Below are 18,916 nucleotides of genomic sequence, written 5' to 3'. Positions count from 1 at the left end.
TCGTTTCCGTGGTCTCTGTTGCCCAGGAGGGTAAGGAGACACTCGCGCCGATCAGCTACCCGGCGATCATGCCGATGTTGATCATCCTCGGCGCGGCGTGCCTCGGCGTGCTGCTCGAGGCGTTCCTGCCGCGCCATCAGCGCTGGCAGGCGCAGGTCGCCCTGACCCTGCTGGCGCTCGCCGGCGCCGGCCTCGCCCTCGTGGTCTACGTCACCGACGCCCCGGCGGAGGGCGTGGTGACGCTGTCCAACACGATCGCGGTCGACCGCCCGGCGCTGTTCCTGTGGGGCACGCTGCTGGCGCTCGCACTCGGCGCCGTGCTGATGATCGCGGACCGGTCGGTGGAGCCGGGTGGCGCGTTCGTGGCGCAGGCGGCGATCCGGCCGGGGACCGTGCAGGACCGCGAGCAGCGGCTCGGCGCGCAGCCCCACCGCCGGGACGCCGCGCGGTACCAGATGCAGACCGAGGTCTTCCCGCTGACGCTGTTCGCGCTCGGCGGCATGATGGTCTTCTGCTCGGCGAACGACCTGCTGACCATGTTCGTGGCGCTCGAGGTGCTGAGCCTGCCGCTGTACCTGCTGTGCGGCCTGGCGCGGCGGCGACGGCTGCTGTCCCAGGAGGCGGCGGTCAAGTACTTCCTGCTCGGCGCGTTCGCGTCGGCGTTCTTCCTGTACGGGCTGGCGCTGCTGTACGGCTACGCGGGCTCGGTGCGCCTGGCGGACATCGCGAACGCCGCGGCCGGCACGGACCGCTCGGACACGCTGCTGTTCGGCGGGATGGCGCTGCTCGTGGTCGGCCTGCTGTTCAAGGGCTCGGTGGGTCCGTTCCACGCGTGGACCCCGGACGTCTACCAGGGCGCGCCGACGCCGATCACGGCGTTCATGGCCGCGTGCACGAAGGTCGCGGCGTTCGGTGGGATCCTGCGGGTGCTCTCGGTCGGCCTGGAGTCGACGCAGTGGGAGTGGCGCGGCGTGCTGTGGGGCGTGGCGATCGTGTCGATGGTCATCGGGGCGGTGCTGGGCCTCACGCAGACCGACATCAAGCGGATGATCGCGTACTCGTCGATCGCGCACGCCGGCTTCCTGCTGATCGGCGCGATCGTGCTGACGCCCGACGGCCTGTCCTCGACGCTGTTCTACCTGCTGGCGTACGGCTTCACGACGATCGCCACGTTCGGCGTGATCTCCCTGGTCCGCGACGCCGACGGCGAGGCGACGCACCTGTCGCAGTGGGCGGGCCTGGCGAAGCGGTCGCCGCTGGTGGCCGGCGTGTTCACGTTCCTGCTGCTCGCCCTGGCCGGCATTCCGCTGACGTCCGGGTTCATCGGCAAGTTCGTGGTGTTCTCGGCGGCGCTGTCGGACGGCATGGCCCCGCTGGTGGTCGTGGCGCTCGTCGCGTCCGCGGTGGCGGCGTTCTTCTACCTGCGGGTGATCGTGCTGATGTACTTCAGCGAGCCGGCCCCCGACGGCCCGTCGGTGACGGTGCCGGGCGCGTTCACGACGGCCGCCATCACGCTGGGCGTCGTGGTCACGCTGCTGCTGGGCCTGATCCCCGCGTTCGCCCTCGACTGGGCCAACGCCGGCACCTTCGCCCTCCAGTAACCCGCGAGTCCAACGCTCCGGACCCGCGAGTCCAACGCTCCGGACCCGCGAGTCCTCCGTTCGGACCCACGGGTCTCGTTGTACGACGGGCGGGTCCGGCCAGCCGTGGTGAGTCCGGCCACCCGCGCGTGACTTCGTGACCTACCCGAATCCCCCGGACATTAGGCTGTGACGAGGATTCGAGGTGGGGAGCGATGCCGACGTGACAGCCGACCGAGCCGCGCCGCGGCTACCCGCTTCGCTCGGGCTGGACCGGGCCGACCCGGCCCTCGTCGAGTCCGTGGGCGGCGGCCTGGTCAAGGTGGAGGACCTCCTGCGCACGACCGTGCGCAGCGACATCGACTTCGTCGACGAGGCCGCGACCCACCTCGTCCGGGCCGGCGGCAAGCGCTTCCGCCCGCTGTTCACCCTGCTCTCCGCCGCGGTCTCCGGCGAGATCACCGACGACGTGGTCACCGCCGCGGCCGCCGTGGAGCTGGTCCACCTCGCCACGCTCTACCACGACGACGTCATGGACGAGGCCACCATGCGCCGCGGCGAGGAGAGCGTCAACGCGCGCTGGGACAACACGATCGCCATCCTCACCGGCGACTTCCTCTTCGCCCACGCGTCCGGCCTCGTGGCCGACCTCGGCACGCAGGCCGCGCGCATCATCGCCGAGACCATGCGCGAGCTCGTCACCGGCCAGATGCGGGAGACCGTCGGCCCGCTCCCGGCCGACGACCCCGTCGTGCACTACCTCGCCGTCATCGCGCAGAAGACCGGCTCGCTCATCGCCACCGCCGGGCGCTACGGCGGCATGTTCTCCGGGGCGCCGGCCGCGCACGTCGAGGCCCTGCACCGCTTCGGGGACCTGATCGGCACCGCCTTCCAGATCTCCGACGACATCATCGACATCGCGTCACCGGCGGACGAGTCCGGCAAGACCCCGGGCACCGACCTCCGCGAGGGCGTCCTCACCCTGCCGATGCTCTACGCGCTGTCACCGGAATACACCGGCGGCGAGCCCGGCCCGCGGCTGCGCGAGCTGCTGGCCGCGCCGGTCACCGACGACGACCTGGTCGACGAGGCGTTGACGCTGTTGCGGAAGTCTCCCGGACTCGAGCAGGCGGTCCGCACGCTGTCCGAGTACGCCGACCGGGCCCGCGCCGAGCTCGCCGACCTTCCCGAATGTCCGGCGCGAGAGGCACTGGACATGCTGGCTCACTACGTGGTAGCCCGTACCCGGTGAGCCACGCGTCCGTGGTCACACAGCGTGTCGCGAGCACGGAAACGACCGTCTGGTGCTGGCCGCAACACCGACCGCAGTAGCCTGAGCACCGCTTGCAGCGTCGCGGCGGCGCGCGGAGGGAGTAAAACCCATGCCGATCTTTGGGCAGGTCTGGTTGTGGAGTTCGCTGGCCTTCCTGCTCGGAGCCATTCTCTGCTGGGCCCTGGTCGCCCTCCCGGCCCGCAGAAGGGTCGGTGAGCTCGAGGAGGAGCTGGACTCGCGGCCCCACCGGTCGCCGACCCCCGAGCACCACACCTCCCGCCGCCGTCGGCTGCTCGACGACGGCTACGGCGAGGACGAGCACGAGGGCAGACACGAGGGCAGACACGAGGGCGACCGGTACGAGGACGACCGGCGACCGCGGGTGCCCGACCTGCCGGAGGGGCCACCCGAGCCGCTCACCCGCGCGTACGCGTTGCCCACCCGGCAACCGGGTGCGAACGTCCGGCCGTCCGGCATCGTCTCCGCGCTCGACGACGCGCCGTCAGCGCGGCCGGAGACCGACCCGGCCGGCACCGAGCTCGCCGACGGCCCGGGCGCGACCACGCAGTACATCAACGTGGGATCGGGCTCCCTCGGTGACGCGGAGGCGCCGCCGGAGATGCCGCGCCAGCCCGAGGGCCGCGGCTGGTTCGACGACGACGAGGAGTCCGGCTCCTCAGAGCCCCTCGAGGCCATCGGCCGGCTGCTCGCGCGCGAACGGGCCGAGATCGACGGGCGCCTCGTCGACGACGAGGCCGACGCCGAGCCCGAACCCGCTGGCGGCGGCACGATCTTCACCCAGCACACCCACCCGATCCCGGGCGAGGTGATCCGGCGGCTCGACGAGGCGGGCCAGGCCGACACGCCGTCCGACGAGCCGGCGGACGCGCTCGTGGACGACCTCGCGGACGGCGACACCCACACCGACACCGCGGGCCGGGCGGAGCAGACGATCGCGCCCACGCCGGCCGCCACGCCGAGCGAGGCGGAGACACAGATTCAGGAGGCTGTGGGGGTAACCTCCGAGCCGAAGCCGGAAGCCGAGCCGAGAGGAATGGCTCCGGCCCACGGTGCGCACGACCAGACCGAGGTCATGCCGGTGCACACCACCGAGTCGCCGACCGAGGTGGTGTCCGCGAGCGGACTGCGTTCCGGCGCCGACAGGAGCCGACTAGGGACCGACGAGCCGAAGATCATGCCTGGTGTGACCGTCCGCGCCGATCCGAGCGAGAATCCCTTACCGAAGCGTGTGCCGGGCAAGCCCCGGGGCCACACGCCGTTCGGTGTCGAGACATCCGACCCGCCGCCGGCCGCCGCCGGCGAGTCGGGCGAAGGCGACGTCACCCGGGCACTGTTCGAGCCCGTCGTGGCGGCCGAGGACTCGCCCGTCGTGCCGCCGCCGCACCGCGTGCGGGGTGAGGGCAACGGCCGCGGGCCGTTCGGCCCCGGCTCGGCCATGCCGCTGCCCGGCGGCGCGTCGCCGTCGCCGGAGTTCACGATCAAGGCAAGCGTGAGCGCGTTGCGGTACTGCACGCCCGAGTCGCCGCAGTTCGGCCGTACCGTGGCCGAGGTGTGGTTCAAGACGCCGGCCGACGCCGAGCGGGTCGGCTTCCGCCCCGTCGGCTGAGAGAGCGACGCCGGAAAAAGTGACGATCACCTGTGCCCTATTGTTCTCGCCACATCGGTGATCGTGACCCATCCGCCGTTCGCTAGGAGGCAGGCGCCGTGAAGTGGTTCACCCGGCTGTTCGGCAAGATCAAGTCGTCCTTGATGGGGGACACCGCGACCACCACGGACGCGACACCCGCCCCGGATCCGGCGAAGGTCGAGATGACCGAACCCGCGCCCGCCGAGCCGGCGAAGACCGAGGCACCGGCCGAGTCCGCGAAGGTCGAGGAGCCGGCCGAGACCAGCAGCGAGGAGCCGGCGGCGTCATCCGACAGTGCGGCGACCACATCCACCGACGACGCGCCGGCTGACACCTCGACCGCCACGTCTGCCGACGAGGCCCTGGCCGACCCTGCTGACACCTCGCCCGCCGAGGAGGAGCCGGCCGACCCCGCGATCAACACGCTGGACCGCGAGCACGAGGCGGCCAAGCTGCCGGAGTCCCCGGCCGCGGAGGAGACGCCCGCCGCCGAGGACACCACGGCCGCCGACGACACCCCGGCCGCCGAGTCGGCCGTCGCGGAGGTCGTCGACGCGCCCGCGGCCGGCGAGGAGGGCCCGTTCGGACCCGGCTCCGCCAAGCCGCTGCCCGGCGGTGCCGCCCCCGGCGAGGAGTTCACCGTGAAGGGCAAGCGCTCCTCGAAGCTGTTCCACACCGCGGAGTCGCCGTACTTCGGCCGCACGAAGGCCGATGTCTGGTTCAAGACGCCGGCCGACGCCGAGAACGCCGGCTTCGCCGCCTGGAACCACAAGAAGAAGGCCGCTGCCAAGTAGCACAAGACAGAAAGGCGACAGCCCAGCAACGCCGGGCGGTCGCCTTCTTCGTAGCTAGCGCTCAGCTCACCGTCCAGGTGTCGTTGCCGTTGAGCAAGGCTTGCAGGTTCGGTGGTTTCGTGTCCGCGGCGTGGGTGACCTGGGTGCGCGCGGCGTCGTCGTAGGTGGGCCGGCTGATGGAGCGGTAGATGCCGGTGACCGCGTGCCCCAGATCCTGTGTCGAGAGCCGCGACAGCGCGAAGGCGTAGGACGGGTCGTCCAGGGTGGCGTCGTGCACGACGATCTCGCTGCGGTCGATGTCGGCGGTCTTGGTGACCTCCAGCCCGTAGTCGGTGCGCACCACCGCGTGGTCCCCGTCGGCACCGAACACGATGGGTTCGCCGTGTGTGAGTGGGATCAGCCGTTGTTCCTTCTGGCCGGGTTCCTTGAGCACGTCGAAGGCGCCGTCGTTGAAGATCGGGCAGTTCTGGTAGATCTCCACCAACGCCGACCCGCGGTGCGCCGCCGCCGCGGACAGGATCTCGGTCAACTGCGCGCGATCGTTGTCCAACGTGCGCGCCACAAACGTGGCTTCCGCACCCAAGGCCAACGACAGCGGGTTGAACGGGTGGTCCAGCGACCCCATCGGCGTGGACTTGGTCAGTTTCCCCTCTTCCGACGTGGGGGAGTACTGGCCCTTGGTCAACCCGTAGATCCGGTTGTTGAACAGCAGGATCTTCAGGTTCACGTTCCGCCGCAACGCGTGGATCAGGTGGTTCCCGCCGATCGAGAGCGCGTCCCCGTCGCCGGTCACGACCCAGACGGACAGGTCCGGGCGGGTCACCGCGAGACCGGTCGCGATCGCCGGAGCCCGACCATGGATGGAGTGCATCCCGTAGGTGTTCATGTAGTACGGGAACCGAGACGCACACCCGATCCCGGAGATGAACACGATGTTCTCCCGCCGCAACCCCAGCTTGGGCAGGAAGGCTTGCATCGCGTTCAGCACCACATAGTCACCACAGCCCGGACACCACCGCACCTCCTGATCCGACTTGAACTCCTTCGCCTTCTGCGGCTCGTCGGTGGTGGGCACGTGGGCCAGCCCGCCCAGCTCGGGTAGCCCGAGGTCCACGGCGGTCATGCTGGAACTCCTTCCAACTTGTTCAGCTGCTCGGTGAGCACGTGCTGTAGCTCCTCGGCCTTGAACGGCAGGCCCGCGACCTTGTTGTAGGACACGGCATCCACGAGGAACCTGCCGCGGATCAACAGCGCGAGCTGCCCCAGGTTCATCTCCGGAACCACCACGCGGTCGTAGGAGCGCAGCACCTCGCCGAGGTTGGCGGGGAACGGGTTCAGGTGCCGCAGGTGCGCCTGCGCGACCCGCAGGCCCTGGCCGCGGACCCGTCGGCACGCGGCGCCGATCGGGCCGTACGTCGAGCCCCAGCCCAGCACGAGCAGCCGCGCGTCGCCGGTCGGGTCGTCGACGGTCAGGTCGGGCACGTCGATGCCGTCCACCTTCGCCTGGCGGAGCCGGACCATGCGGTCGTGGTTGTCGGGGTCGTAGGAGATGTCGCCCTTGCCGTCGGCCTTCTCCAGCCCGCCGATGCGGTGTTGCAGGCCCGGTGTGCCGGGGATGGCCCACTCGCGGGCCAGCGTCTCGGTGTCGCGGACGTACGGCCAGTGTTCGTCGCTGCCGTCGAGCGCGTTGGGCTCGGTGGCGAAGGTGACCCGCAGGTCTGGCAGGTCCTCGACGTTGGGGATCAGCCAGGGCTCCGAGCCGGTCGCGATCGCGCCGTCGGAGAGCAGCAGCACCGGGGTCCGGTACTTCAGCGCGATCCGGGTCGCGTCGAGGGCGGCGTCGAAGCAGTCACCCGGCGACCGCGGCGCCACGATCGGCACCGGCGACTCGCTGTTGCGGCCGAACATCGCCTGCAACAGGTCCGCCTGCTCGGTCTTCGTCGGCAGCCCGGTCGACGGACCACCACGCTGCACGTCGATCACCACCAACGGCAGTTCCGACATCACCGCGAGCCCGATCGTCTCCGACTTCAGCGCGATACCCGGGCCGGACGTCGTGGTGACGCCCAGCGAACCGCCGTAGGCCGCGCCGAGAGCGGCGCCGACACCGGCGATCTCGTCCTCGGCCTGCATCGTGGTGATGTTGAAGTTCTTGTGCCGGGACAGCTCGTGCAGGATGTCCGACGCCGGCGTGATCGGGTAGCTGCCGAGCAGCACGGGCAGCCCGGAGCACTGCCCCGCGGCCACGATCCCGTACGCCAGCGCCGTGTTCCCGGTGATCTGCCGGTAGGTTCCGCGCGGGAACTCCGCCGGCGGAACGTCGTAGGTGACCGTGAACGACTCGGTCGTCTCGCCGTAGTTCCAGCCCGCCCGGAACGCCAGCACGTTCGCCTCGGCGATCTCCGGCTTGCGCGCGAACTTCTCCCGCAGGAACCGCTCGGTCCGTTCGGTCGGCCGGTGGTACATCCACGACAGCAGACCCAGCGCGAACATGTTCTTCGACCGCTCGGCGTCCTTCTTCGACAGCCCGGTCTCCTTGAGCGCGCCCTGCGTGAGCGTGGCCATGGCGACGGGGAAGACCTGGAAGTTCGACAGCGAGTCGTCCTCGAGGGGGTCGCTGTCGTAGCCGACCTTCGTGAGGTTCCGCTTGGTGAACTCGTCGGTGTTCACGATGACCGTGCCGCCGACGGGCAGGTCCGCGATGTTCGCCTTGAGCGCGGCCGGGTTCATCGCCACCAGCACGTCCGGCCGGTCGCCCGGGGTGAGGATGTCGTAGTCGGCGAAGTGGATCTGGAAGCTGGACACGCCGGGCAGGGTGCCCGCGGGTGCGCGGATCTCGGCTGGGAAGTTGGGCAGCGTCGCGAGGTCGTTGCCGAAGGCGGCGGCCTCGGAGGTGAACCGGTCACCCGTCAGCTGCATACCGTCGCCGGAGTCCCCGGCGAACCTGACCACAACGCGGTCGAGCTTGGTGACCTGTGTGGCTCGAAGGCTCTCCAGCTCGCCGGTTCCCCCGTTCTCGCTGGTCTCCATGATCTGCCGGTACCTCCATCGCACTGCTACGTGCTACCTGTCCACCCTATCCGCGCCAACGCCGAAGGCCCTCTGCCGCCAAGGATATTCGCGTCCCAGGTCACAGTCGGACGTCTCAGATAGCGGGACGCCGGTTGCGCCTGGCGGGACAACGCCGTGCATGGCGGTGCTGATCGTAGGCGGCGCGGGGTCCGGGCGTTCGCGTTTTGGCAGGGCTGGGCGCACCAGTGCCACCGCACTAGCCGCCGACCTCCGGCGCGGGTGGCCGCTCGAGCAGCGTGGACAGGACGACCGTGGAGACGGTCCGGTCGATCATGTCGACCGCGCGGAGGCGCTCGAGCGCGTCCTCGAGGTGGTGGATGTCGGCCGCGCGCAGGTGCACGATGGCGTCGGCCGCGCCGGAGACCGTGTAGGCGGCGACGACCTCGGGGAGGGGGCGCAGGCGGTCGCGGATGCGGTCCGGGGTGACGTTGCCGATGCAGTGCACCTCGACGAACGCCTCGGTGCCCCAGCCGAGTGCCTCGGGGTCGACGACCGCGGTGAACCCGCGGAGCACGCCGGTGTCGAGGAGCCGGTCCACGCGCCGCTTCACCGCCGGCGCGGACAACCCGACCGCCTTCCCGATCTCGGAGTAGCTGGATCGGGCGTCGGTGACCAACTGCGAAACGATTCGCTGATCTATGCTGTCCACGCGCAATATTCTGCCGGTCTCACTGCGGGTTTGCGACATTGATCGCCTGTCGCGTGCGCCCTTACATTGGATTCATGCGCGAGTCGACCGAGCGACGCTACCTGATGTGCGATCCGACGTACTTCACCGTCGAGTACTCGATCAACCCGTGGATGGACCCGAGCCAGCCCGTGTCGACGGAGCTGGCCGTCAAGGAGTGGACCGAGCTGGCGGACACCTACCGCCGCTGGGGCCACCGCGTCGAGTTCATCCAGCCCCAGCCGGGCCTGCCGGACATGGTGTTCGCCGCGAACTCGGCGACCGTGGTGGACGGCCGCGTGCTGGGCGCGCGGTTCCGGGCCGCGCAGCGAGCCGCCGAGGCCGACCACTACCGCCGCTGGTTCCTGGACCACGGCTACCGCGACGTGATCATGCCGACCAAGATCAACGAGGCCGAGGGCGACCTCGCCTGGACCGGGGAGGTCCTGCTGGCCGGGACGGGCTTCCGGACGGACCCCGGCGCGCACGCGGAGGCGCAGGAGATCCTCGGCGTGCCGGTGGTGTCACTGAACCTGGTGGACCCCCGCTTCTACCACCTGGACACGGCGCTGTGCGTGCTGTCGCCGGCCACCGACGGGCGGCGTGCGCACGTCGCCTACTACCCGGAGGCGTTCTCCCCGGGCTCGCAGCGGGTCCTGTACCGCCTCTTCCCGGACGCGATCATCGCGACCCCCGCGGACGCGGAGTGCCTGGGCCTGAACGCGGTGTCCGACGGTCGCAACGTGGTGCTGCCGATCGAGGCCACGCACCTGGCGGACCAGCTGATCAACCACGGCTACGAGCCGTCGTTCGTGGACATCTCCGAACTCCGCAAGTCCGGCGGCGGCCCCAAGTGCTGCACCCTGGAGATCCGCGACTGAGGCGGGCGCCCGGTTCTTCCGCAGTCCGTTCAGGGCCACCTGGACCTCGGACCTGGCCACCGAGTCGATCTCCTTCCAGCTCATCGCAGCTCAGTTGTCGAGGGCTGGGTTACCGGTGCTGGAGCTGATCGGGGCCGTGTCGGTCGGGGACTGGGAGTCGTCGATGGTGGCGACCGCGAAGCCGGCCACACCGATGCCGACTCCCGCCACGAGTCCGATGACGCCGGCGATGATCGGACCGGTCCTTCTACCACCGCCCGGCGGCGTCGGATACGACGGCTGCGGCCGGTAGCCGGGCTGTCCTGGTCGCCTGCCGGTGGGCCGGACCGGTGCGCGGTGGGATCGGCATCGTCCGGCGTCGGCTGATCGCCAGGTTCTTGCGGGGAAGTCGTCACGCGTGTTGCCCCCGCGGCTCTCGAAACGGCCCGGCGAGCATCCAGCCCATCACGATCCGCAACCCGTTGCTGTCGGTGTACGGACCTGAAAGAATCATTTCGAAATGATCCTTTCAGATTTGGAGTCGCCGTGACCGAGCTGCCGCCTCGCCGCAAGGTCAGGGACGTCGAGATCATGGGTGCGCTCGCTCATCCGCTGCGGGCCGCCCTCCTGCGCTACCTCATGGCCGTCGGGCCGCGGACCGCCAGCGAGTGCGCCGACGCGGTCGGGTCGACGGCCTCCAACTGCAGCTGGCACCTGCGCCAGCTCGCCAAGTTCGGCCTCGTCGAGGCCACCGGCGGCGGCGACGGGCGGCAGCGGCCGTGGCGCGCGTCGGTCGTCGGCATCGACCTCGGGGAGTTCGCGGACGACCCGGCGACCCGCGCCGCGCAGCTCGCCGTGTTCGGCACCGCGCTCGGTGAGGAGCAGAAGCTCACCCAGCGCTTCCTGGAGCGCGTCGACGAGCTCGACGCCGACTGGCGCCGCGCCAGCGCCCTCAACGGGTACACGCTCACCCTCACCGCGAGCGAGCTCGCGGACCTCGTCGCGAAGGTCGACGCGCTGGTTCGGCCCTACGCCAGCACGATCCGCGAGGACGCGCCGCCCGGCGCGAAGCCCGTGTACGCCGGGTTCCGCGCCTTCCTCCGGCTCGAGCGGTGATCCGCCTCTGGCTCGCCGCCGTCTGCTCCGAGACCGGCGAGTGGATGCTCCAGATCGCCCTGCCGATCCTCGTCTACCAGACCACCGGCTCCGCCACCTCGACGGCCGCCATGATGATCGTCGGGCTCGTCCCCGCCGTCCTGCTGAGCCCCGCCGCCGGCGTCCTCGCCGACCGGGTCGACCGGCGCAAGCTCCTCCTCGCCGTCAGCGTCGGCCAGGCCGTCGTCGCCGCCCCGCTGCTCGTGTCCGACGGCGCGGCCTACCTCGTCATGGCCGGGCAGGCGAGCTTCGCGGCGCTGTTCGAACCCGCGCGCAACGCGCTCGTCCGCGACCTCGCCGGCTCGGACGGCGTCACCGCGGCGAACGGTCTGTTCGGCAGCGGTACCAACGTCTCCCGGCTCGCCGGCGCCGGGCTCGGCGGCCTGCTGTTCGCCGCGGGCGGCATCACGACCGTCTACCTCGCCTACGCGGCCGTGCTGCTCGTCGCGGTCGCCGCGCTGTGCCGGCCGTTCGGGATCCGGCCGGCGCCCGCGCCGCGCGCGGCGGCGGTGCGCGAGTGGCTCGACGGGCTCGACCTGATCCGCCGCGACCGCGGGTTGTGGGTCACCGGCACGGCCATGATGCTCGGCGCGATCTCCCAGGGGATGCTCCTGGTGCTGTTCGTGCCGTTCGTGCTCGACGTGCTCCGGGCCGGCCCGGAGGGCGTCGGCCTGCTGCGCGGTGTGCAGGCGGTCGGCGGGTTCGCCGCCGGGGTCGGGGTCGCCGTGCTGGCCCGCCGGGTCGCGCCGCACCGCCTGCTCGGGTGGGGCGCGGTCGTCTTCGGCGGCTGCACCACGCTGATCTGGAACGGCCCGCTCGTCACCACCGCGCTCGCCGTCTACATTGGACTATTCGTGGCCGTCGGCGTACCGGCCGTCACGGCGCAGTCCGGTCTGCTGTCGACCTTGCAGACCGCGGTGCCGCCTGCGGCGACCGGGCGGCTGATGAGCTCCGCGTTCGCCGCCATGGCGCTCGGCAACGCGCTCGGCATGCTGGTCGCGGGCGCCGGCGCGGACGCGTCGTGGTTCGTCGTGCTGCTGAACGTCCAGGCCGGGCTCAACGTGCTGTCCGGTCTGCTCGTGCTGCTCGTCCGGCCGCGCTCAGCCCTCGACGCGACCGACCGCGCCGTAGCCGAGCAGCCGAGCCGGTGACGTCGACGGGCCCCGGTCCGGCCGCCACTCGTCGAGCAGCGTCAGCCCCGGCTCGACCAGCGACGTGCCGGCGAACCAGCTCTCGATCGTCTCCCGGCCGCGCGGGGTGACCCGCTCGCCGGCGTCCTCGTACAGGCGAAGCAGTCCGGTCAGCTTCTCGCGCGTCACGGGGTCCGCCTCGTCCTGGCTCATCGTCGAGATCGCGAGGTAGCTGCCCGCCGGGCACGCGGACCGGTACGTCGCGACCAGCCCCGCCGGGTCGTCCTCGTCGTCGATGAACAGCAGGAGGCCGGCGAGCAGCAGGCCGACCGGCTCGGAGAAGTCGATCAACCGGGCCACCTCGGGGTGTGCCAGCACGGCCCGAGGGTCGCGGATGTCGGCCACGCGATCGCGGCGTTGTCGTTGTCCCGCAACAGCTCGAAGCTGTGGTGGACGGCGACCGGCTCGTAGTCCACATACACCACGCGCGCGGCCGGGTCGTCCCGCTGCACGACCTCGTGCACGTTGCCGACCGTCGGGATGCCCGAGCCGAGGTCGAGGAACTGCCGGATGCCTTGGGACAGCAAGAAGTCGAGGACCCGCCGCAGCCATGCGCGGTTGATGTGGGCCACGTCCCTGACGAACGGCGCCACCAACCCGACCTGCGTCGCGAGCGCGCGGTCCGGCTCGAAGTTGTGCGCGCCGCCGAGGTAGTAGTCGTACATGCGGGCCGCGTTCGGCTTGCGTATGTCGACCGTGGGTACGTCCGTGGGGATCTGTGGCCTCATCGCGGACTCCCTGTGTGTGAACGGCGACCTTCCGCTACACGCGCACGAGCATGGTAACGGCGTCGGCAATGCTCGTAGCGCCAGTCGAGCCGGTCGCGAGCCGGCGCAGCTGCAGCCCGGCGATCAGCGCGACGACCGGTCCGGCCAGCCGCTCCGGGTCGGGCAGGCCGAGCCCGCGCAGCACGGTGACCGCGATCCGGTCGTACGCGGCGAAGCACTCGGCCGCCGCGTCCCGCAGGCTCGGGTCGCGGCCCGCCTGGATGTACAGCTCCAGCGGCGCGATCTCCTCGTGCCCGAACCGCGTGTGCACCGCCACCTGCTCGACCAGGGCGGCCGCCTGCTCCAATGTCACCGGCGTGCCGAGGTGCCGCTCCGCGACGCCGGACAGCCGTGCGGTCTCCTCGGCGACGAACATCAGCATGGCCTCGCGCAGCAGCTCGTGCTGCGACGCGAAGTGGTAGGTGATCGAGCCGAGCGACACCCCGGCATCGCGCGCCACCCGCCGGTTCGTCACGCCCGCCACGCCGTCGGTGCCGATCACCCGCAGCACCGCGTGCAGGATCCGCTCGCGAGTCGTGACCGCCTCGGTCAAGGAAGGACGCCTTCCTGACGTCGCGCGTCCGGAAGGCGTCCTTCCTGGCCAGGCGGCGTGCGGTCGGCCCAGCGCAGAACGGACTCCAGCTGCGCGGCCAGCGAGATCAGCAGCTCCTCGTCGCCCGCCGGCCCGAGCAGCTGCGCGCCCACCGGCAGGCCCGCCGAGGTCAGGCCGGCCGGGACGTTCACCCCTGGCCAGCCGAGCACGTTCCACGGCCACGTGTACGGGCACGCGCTGATCACCCTCCGGTCGGTGCCCCAGCCGCTCAGCCCGTCGATCGCGCCGACCGGCAGCGGGGGAGTGGCGGTCGTCGGCGCGAGCACGACGTCGACCCGGTCGAAGATCCGGCCCACCCGCCACTGGAAGAATCCCAGCGACCGCCGGGAGATCCGCAGCGCGCGGCCGGCCAGCCGAGCACCCATCCGCCCCGCGTCGCGGGTGCGGAAGTCGAGCAGCTCCTGGTCGGGGGTCGCGCCGCACCAGTCGTGCACGCCGGCGAGCGAGCGGGGGAGGAAGTTCAGCCCGATCAGCCCGTAGTGCGGGTCGGTGACGACGATCTCGTGGCCGAGCTCGTGCAGCCGCCGCGCGACGCCGATGACGGCCGCGCGCACCTCCGGGTGCGGCGAGAGCCCGGGGACCAGCGAGAACGCCGTGCGCAGCGACAGCGCGACCCGCAGCCGGCCCGGTTCCCGGTCGGCGGCCGCGCGGAACCGGCCGCGCTCGCCGCCGGCCAGGACGTCCAGCAGCAGCGCGGCGTCGGTCGTCGTGCGGGCGAGCGGGCCCCACTCGGTGATCCCGTTGAACGCCTCGGGCGAGGGCAGCGTGCCGCGGCCCGGCTTGATGCCGACCAGGTGCGTCCAGCTGGCGGGGATGCGGATCGAGCCGGCCCCGTCCGAGCCGATCGCGGCCGGCACCAGGCCCGCGGCGACCGCGGCGGCCGACCCGCCCGACGAGCCGCCGGGCGTGTGGCCGAGGTGCCACGGGTTGCGCGTGACACCGAACGCCTCGCCCTCGGTGATCGGCCAGAGCCCGAGCTCGGGCGTGTTCGTCTTGCCGACGATCACCGCCCCGGACGCCCGCAGTTGGCGGACCAGCTCGGCGTCCCGCTCGGCGACGGGGAACTCGCCCGCGCAGCCGAACGCGGTCGGCAGGCCGGTCAGGTCGAGGTCGTCCTTGATCGCGACCGGCACGCCCAGCAGCGTGGTGCGCTCGCCGGCCGCGAGGCGTTCGTCCGCCGCGCGTGCCTCGGCGCGTGCCTGCTCGGCGCGGACGTGCCGGAAGGCGTTCAGCGTCGGCTGGGTCGCCTCGACCCGCCGCAGCGCCTCCTCGATCAGCTCGACCGAGGTGACCTCGCCCGCGGCCAGCCGCGCGGCCTGCGCCTCGAGCCCGATGAACAGTTCCGCCTCCCCGGAATTCATGCTGTTGGTTCCGTTGGGATGTGACGGTCCCCTTGACCACGTACTTGTGGCTGGGTTGCGTTCCGTTCCCCTTGGGTGCGGTTGGCAGGGCGTCACGACGTCTCCTTGTTCGTTCGAACGAACGGTACCGTGGCGCGGGCTCGCTTGGCCAGGTGCGAAGATTGGCCAGGTGAGTACGCAGACGGCGGGCCGGCGCACCCGCCGGCCTGAGACCAAGCTGTGGCGGGTACCGGTGGTGCGGGTCGAGCGGGTGACCCCGCGGCTCGCACGCGTGACGGTCGGCGGCGGCGAGCTGGCCGACTTCGTCAGCGCGGGGACCGACCAGAACGTGATGCTGTACTTCTACCCCGACGACGCCGAGCTGCCCGAGCCGCTGACGCTCGAGTCCGCGCGCGCGATGTGGTCCCGAGTCCGCCCGCTGACCAGGACCTATACGATCCGCCGGCACGACCCCGACGCGAACGAGATCGACTTCGACTTCGTGCTGCACGACGCCGCCGGTCCCGCGTCGGACTGGGCGAAGGCGGCACGGCCGGGCGACCGGCTGATCTTCGTCGGCCCGTCGCCCGCCTACCGCCCGGACCCGACGGCGGACTGGCACCTGCTTGCCGGCGACGAGACCGCGCTGCCGGCCATCGCGGCGATCCTCGACGTGCTCCCAGCGGACGCCGTGGTCAGGGTGTTCGCCGAGGTCGAGGACGCGGCGGAGGAGCTGGCGCTGCCCACGCCGGTGACCTGGGTGCACCGGTCCGCCGGCGACGCGCTCGCCGGCGCCGTGGCCGCGGCGGACCTGCCGCCAGGACGCATGGACGCGTGGCTCGCGGGGGAGCGGTCGTCGATGGTCGAGCTGCGGGCACATCTGCTGGACGAGCGCGGGTTCGACCGGCGCGCGGTACGTCCGACGACCTACTGGCGGCGGGGTGAGGCAGGCGGCTGACCTGCACCGTCGGAACTCAAGTCCGATCAGGAACGTTGCACGGTAAGGGAGTTGGGTTCGCGGAGTAGTCTCACGGAGTCACGGAGGGTGCGGAAGGTGCACAAGCACTACAACGGGCTGAAGACCGCGCTGCTGCTCGGCGGCATGAGCGCGCTCATCATCGCGATCAGCTCGCTGTTCGGCCGTACCGCGTTGTTCATCGGCCTGGGGATCGCGCTGCTGATGAACGGCTACGCCTACTTCAACTCCGACAAGCTCGCACTGCGCGCGATGCGGGCGCGGGCGGTGTCGCAGGCCGAGCAGCCGGCGATGTACCGGATCGTGCGCGAGCTGGCCACGTCGGCGCGGCAGCCGATGCCCAGGCTGTACGTGAGCCCCACCCAGGCGCCGAACGCGTTCGCGACGGGCCGCAACCCCCGCAACGCCGCGGTCTGCTGCACGACGGGGATCCTGGAGCTGCTCGACGAACGCGAGTTACGGGCCGTGCTGGGGCACGAGCTGTCGCACGTGTACAACCGCGACATCCTGATCTCGTGCGTCGCGGGCGCGCTGGCCAGCGTCGTCAGCGTGCTGGCGAGCCTGGCGATGTTCGCGGGCGTGTTCGGCGGCTCGGACGAGGACCGCCCGAACCCGATCGCGTTGCTGCTGCTCGCCTTACTGGGCCCGATCGCGGCGGGCATCGTGCAGATGGCCGTGTCGAGGTCGCGGGAGTACCAGGCGGACCTGTCCGGCGCACAGCTGACGGGTGACCCGCTGGCACTGGCGTCGGCGCTGCGCAAGCTGGAGTACGGCACCCGGATCGTGCCGCTGGCTCCCGAGCCCAAGGTCGTGTCCCAGTCCCATCTGATGATCGCGAACCCGTTCCGCCCGGGCGAGCGGGCCACCCGACTGTTCTCGACCCACCCGCCGATCGCGGACCGCGTCCGCCGCCTGGAGGAGATGGCCCGCCGCGGCCTGCGCTGACCGTCGACCCCGGTCATCCCGTGGCACCGGCCGCCTTGGCGACGGCCATCACGTAGTCGCCGTAGCCCGACTTCACGAGCTTGGTACCGAGCGCGTAGCAGTCGTCCGCGCTGATGAAGCCGCGGTCGAGCGCGATCTCCTCGAGGCAGGCCATCCGCACGCCGGTGCGGTGCTCGAGCACCTGGACGAACTGGCCGGCGGCGAGCAGCGAGTCGTGCGTGCCGGTGTCCAGCCAGGCGAACCCGCGGCCGAGGTCGATCAGCCGCGCGCGGCCCTGCCGCAGGTAGGTGAGGTTGACGTCGGTGATCTCGAGCTCGCCGCGCGCGGACGGCGTGAGCCCCTTCGCGATCTCGACGACGTCGTTGTCGTAGAAGTAGAGCCCGGTGATCGCCCGGTTGGACTTCGGCTCGGCCGGCTTCTCCTCGATCGAGATGAGCATGCCGTTCGCGTCGACCTCGCCGACGCCGTAGCGGTGCGGGTCCTTCACCGGGTAGCCGAACAGCACGGCGCCGTCCATGTCGGCGACGTACTCGTGCATGACGGCGGAGAAGTCCGCGCCGAAGAAGATGTTGTCCCCGAGCACGAGCGCCACGTCGTCGTCGCCCACGAAGCTCTCGCCGATGAGGAACGCCTCGGCGAGCCCGTTCGGCTGGGGCTGCTCGGCGTAGGAGAGCTCGATGCCGAACTGGTTGCCGGAGCCCAGCAGCCGCTGGAAGTTGGGTAAGTCGTTCGGGGTAGAGATGATCAGGATGTCCCGGATGCCGGCCAGCATGAGGACCGACATCGGGTAGTAGATCATCGGCTTGTCGTAGACCGGCAGCAGCTGCTTGGACACGACCTGGGTGATCGGGTGCAGCCGGGTCCCGCTGCCGCCGGCGAGGATGATGCCCTTCATCGCGGCGGCCTGGTCAGCGGTAGTTGGTGAACTGCAGGGCGATACCGAAGTCGGAGCTCTTGAGCAGGGCGATGACCTCCTGCAGGTGGTCCTTCTTCTTGCCGGAGACCCGGAGCTGGTCGCCCTGGATCTGTGCCTGGACGCCCTTGGGGGCCTCGTCGCGGATCTTCTTGGCGATCTGCTTGGCCTTCTCGGACGAGATGCCCTGCACGATGCTGCCGGTGACCTTGTACGTCTTGCCAGACGGCGCCGGCTCGCCCACGTCGAAGGCCTTCAGCGAGATCTGGCGCTTGACGAGCTTGTCCCGGAACACCTCGATGGCGGCCTTGCAGCGCTCCTCGGTCTCGGCCTCGATGGTGACAGCCTCGTCGCCGGCCCACTTCACGGAGGCGCCCGTCCCCCGGAAGTCGAACCGGGTGGACAGCTCCTTGCTCGCCTGGTTGAGCGCATTGTCGACCTCCTGCCGATCGACCTTGCTCACCACGTCGAAAGACGGATCCGCCACCGCTTCGCACCTCCACGTACCTGGCACTTCTCCCGAGCCCGGATGCTACCGCTGGCCCGCTATCGCCCGGCTAGGAAGCCGGTTGGTCGGCCCACGGGGGCGTTGGGTATGGTTTTCGCCGTCCAGCATGGCTGGTCACTCCCGGCGGGTTGCCCGAGCGGTCAAAGGGAGCAGACTGTAAATCTGTCGGCTTACGCCTACGAAGGTTCGAACCCTTCACCCGCCACATCAGCCAAGCCAGCCCGGTGACCTGGGAACAGGTGACCGGGCTGTTCGCTTGTGGTCCAGTCGAATTAGGTCGTGGCCAGTCGCTACGGCTGGTGTGTTGAATACGTGCCCACTTTCGTCAACCGATCATGGCCTGCTGGAAATCCGTGGTCTCGGTGCTGTCAGTCATCGGGCGGTGGCTGCCGCCAGACCGCTAGGGTCTGGCCGGCCGGTGCGCGACCGGCAGGTACCGAACATGACCGGAAGCAGGGGGAGCCGTTCTCGTGGGCCGGGCAAATCTTCGCAACATCAAGTTCACTCCGCTGGGTTGGGGGTTCGTCGCGATCGCGTTGCTGGGTCTGGTGGCCAGTCTCGCCGTGTACGCGGTGAGCACGTTCAGCTCTACCAGGGTCAGCGGCGACTACAAGA

At 70.9% G+C, this 18,916-nt stretch carries 19 protein-coding genes and 1 tRNA gene; 11 read left to right on the top strand and 9 right to left on the bottom strand.

Annotation, left to right across the window (positions count from 1 at the left end; all coding sequences use genetic code 11):
* The first annotated feature begins 8 nt into the window (after positions 1–8).
* From nuoN to ACRDTB_RS15600, 4 genes are all read left to right on the top strand, one after another.
* Positions 9–1,601: an NADH-quinone oxidoreductase subunit NuoN gene (nuoN, locus tag ACRDTB_RS15615; protein ID WP_431431005.1), complete on the top strand. Its 1,593-nt coding sequence runs from the start codon at positions 9–11 to the stop codon at positions 1,599–1,601.
* A 202-nt stretch (positions 1,602–1,803) separates the two neighbouring features.
* Positions 1,804–2,832, top strand: coding sequence for a polyprenyl synthetase family protein (locus ACRDTB_RS15610; protein WP_431431004.1), 1,029 nt, complete (start codon positions 1,804–1,806; stop codon positions 2,830–2,832).
* Positions 2,833–2,962: 130 nt separating this feature from the next.
* Entirely contained in the window at positions 2,963–4,480 is a 1,518-nt protein-coding gene (locus tag ACRDTB_RS15605) for a hypothetical protein (protein WP_431431002.1), read from the top strand.
* Positions 4,481–4,578: 98 nt separating this feature from the next.
* Positions 4,579–5,295, top strand: a complete 717-nt coding sequence (locus ACRDTB_RS15600; RefSeq protein ID WP_431431001.1) for a hypothetical protein — start codon at positions 4,579–4,581, stop codon at positions 5,293–5,295.
* Positions 5,296–5,356: 61 nt separating this feature from the next.
* On the opposite strand, the gene ACRDTB_RS15595 is transcribed toward ACRDTB_RS15600, so the two are convergent.
* The 3 genes from ACRDTB_RS15595 to ACRDTB_RS15585 form a co-directional block, all read right to left on the bottom strand.
* Positions 5,357–6,418 carry a 2-oxoacid:ferredoxin oxidoreductase subunit beta gene (locus ACRDTB_RS15595; RefSeq protein ID WP_431431000.1) on the bottom strand — a complete coding sequence of 354 codons (1,062 nt, stop codon included), beginning with the start codon at positions 6,416–6,418 and terminating at the stop codon, positions 5,357–5,359.
* The gene (locus ACRDTB_RS15590) at positions 6,415–8,325 is read right to left on the bottom strand and encodes a 2-oxoacid:acceptor oxidoreductase subunit alpha (RefSeq protein ID WP_431430998.1); all 1,911 of its coding nucleotides are present in this window, start codon (positions 8,323–8,325) and stop codon (positions 6,415–6,417) included. Before ACRDTB_RS15590 ends, ACRDTB_RS15595 begins: the two co-directional genes overlap by 4 nt.
* Before the next feature lie 238 nt (positions 8,326–8,563).
* Positions 8,564–9,016: an Lrp/AsnC family transcriptional regulator gene (locus ACRDTB_RS15585; RefSeq protein ID WP_431430997.1), complete on the bottom strand. Its 453-nt coding sequence runs from the start codon at positions 9,014–9,016 to the stop codon at positions 8,564–8,566.
* Positions 9,017–9,090: 74 nt separating this feature from the next.
* Between ACRDTB_RS15585 and ddaH the strand changes: the two genes are divergently transcribed.
* The 4 genes from ddaH to ACRDTB_RS15565 all read left to right on the top strand — a co-directional run bounded on the left by ddaH (position 9,091) and on the right by ACRDTB_RS15565 (position 12,200).
* Positions 9,091–9,915: a dimethylargininase gene (gene ddaH, locus ACRDTB_RS15580; RefSeq protein ID WP_431430996.1), complete on the top strand. Its 825-nt coding sequence runs from the start codon at positions 9,091–9,093 to the stop codon at positions 9,913–9,915.
* A 115-nt stretch (positions 9,916–10,030) separates the two neighbouring features.
* Entirely contained in the window at positions 10,031–10,207 is a 177-nt protein-coding gene (locus tag ACRDTB_RS15575; RefSeq protein ID WP_431430995.1) for a hypothetical protein, read from the top strand.
* 233 nt (positions 10,208–10,440) lie between these two features.
* Positions 10,441–11,010, top strand: a complete 570-nt coding sequence (locus ACRDTB_RS15570; protein WP_431430994.1) for an ArsR/SmtB family transcription factor — start codon at positions 10,441–10,443, stop codon at positions 11,008–11,010.
* Positions 11,007–12,200, top strand: a complete 1,194-nt coding sequence (locus ACRDTB_RS15565) for an MFS transporter (protein ID WP_431430993.1) — start codon at positions 11,007–11,009, stop codon at positions 12,198–12,200. The genes ACRDTB_RS15570 and ACRDTB_RS15565 overlap by 4 nt, the downstream gene beginning before the upstream one ends.
* On the opposite strand, the gene ACRDTB_RS15560 is transcribed toward ACRDTB_RS15565, so the two are convergent.
* Genes ACRDTB_RS15560 through ACRDTB_RS15545 form a run of 4 tightly spaced genes read right to left on the bottom strand, consistent with a single transcriptional unit; the run spans position 12,150 to position 14,980 of the window.
* A complete protein-coding gene (locus ACRDTB_RS15560; RefSeq protein ID WP_431430992.1) occupies positions 12,150–12,557 on the bottom strand; it encodes an SAM-dependent methyltransferase in 408 nt (135 codons plus the stop codon). The two genes, ACRDTB_RS15565 and ACRDTB_RS15560, sit on opposite strands and share 51 nt — an antisense overlap.
* A complete protein-coding gene (locus tag ACRDTB_RS15555) occupies positions 12,527–12,967 on the bottom strand; it encodes an SAM-dependent methyltransferase (RefSeq protein WP_431430991.1) in 441 nt (146 codons plus the stop codon). The genes ACRDTB_RS15560 and ACRDTB_RS15555 overlap by 31 nt, the downstream gene beginning before the upstream one ends.
* 34 nt (positions 12,968–13,001) lie before the next feature.
* Positions 13,002–13,559: a TetR/AcrR family transcriptional regulator gene (locus ACRDTB_RS15550; RefSeq protein WP_431430990.1), complete on the bottom strand. Its 558-nt coding sequence runs from the start codon at positions 13,557–13,559 to the stop codon at positions 13,002–13,004.
* Positions 13,556–14,980 (bottom strand): amidase, encoded by a 1,425-nt coding sequence (locus tag ACRDTB_RS15545; protein WP_431430989.1) that lies wholly within the window; start codon positions 14,978–14,980, stop codon positions 13,556–13,558. Before ACRDTB_RS15545 ends, ACRDTB_RS15550 begins: the two co-directional genes overlap by 4 nt.
* A gap of 169 nt (positions 14,981–15,149) precedes the next feature.
* Between ACRDTB_RS15545 and ACRDTB_RS15540 the strand changes: the two genes are divergently transcribed.
* Both ACRDTB_RS15540 and htpX read left to right on the top strand, forming a co-directional pair.
* Entirely contained in the window at positions 15,150–15,917 is a 768-nt protein-coding gene (locus ACRDTB_RS15540) for a siderophore-interacting protein (protein ID WP_431430988.1), read from the top strand.
* 96 nt (positions 15,918–16,013) lie between these two features.
* On the top strand, positions 16,014–16,880 hold the full coding sequence (gene htpX / locus ACRDTB_RS15535) for a zinc metalloprotease HtpX (RefSeq protein ID WP_431431033.1): 867 nt from the start codon (positions 16,014–16,016) through the stop codon (positions 16,878–16,880).
* Between the two features lie 13 nt (positions 16,881–16,893).
* Here htpX and rfbA read toward each other — a convergent pair whose 3' ends face one another.
* Both rfbA and ACRDTB_RS15525 read right to left on the bottom strand, forming a co-directional pair.
* On the bottom strand, positions 16,894–17,775 hold the full coding sequence (rfbA, locus tag ACRDTB_RS15530) for a glucose-1-phosphate thymidylyltransferase RfbA (protein ID WP_431430986.1): 882 nt from the start codon (positions 17,773–17,775) through the stop codon (positions 16,894–16,896).
* 13 nt (positions 17,776–17,788) lie between these two features.
* Positions 17,789–18,280, bottom strand: a complete 492-nt coding sequence (locus tag ACRDTB_RS15525) for a YajQ family cyclic di-GMP-binding protein (RefSeq protein WP_431430985.1) — start codon at positions 18,278–18,280, stop codon at positions 17,789–17,791.
* 143 nt (positions 18,281–18,423) lie between these two features.
* Here ACRDTB_RS15525 and ACRDTB_RS15520 point away from each other — a divergent pair.
* Positions 18,424–18,506 (top strand) — tRNA-Tyr (locus ACRDTB_RS15520).
* Positions 18,507–18,916: the final 410 nt, after the last annotated feature.

Origin of the sequence: Actinophytocola sp., from assembly GCF_050699935.1 — a bacterium.
Taxonomy (GTDB): Bacteria; Actinomycetota; Actinomycetes; order Mycobacteriales; family Pseudonocardiaceae; genus Actinophytocola.
Note: the sequence above shows the minus strand (reverse complement) of the source record. Positions and strands in the feature narration are given on the sequence as shown.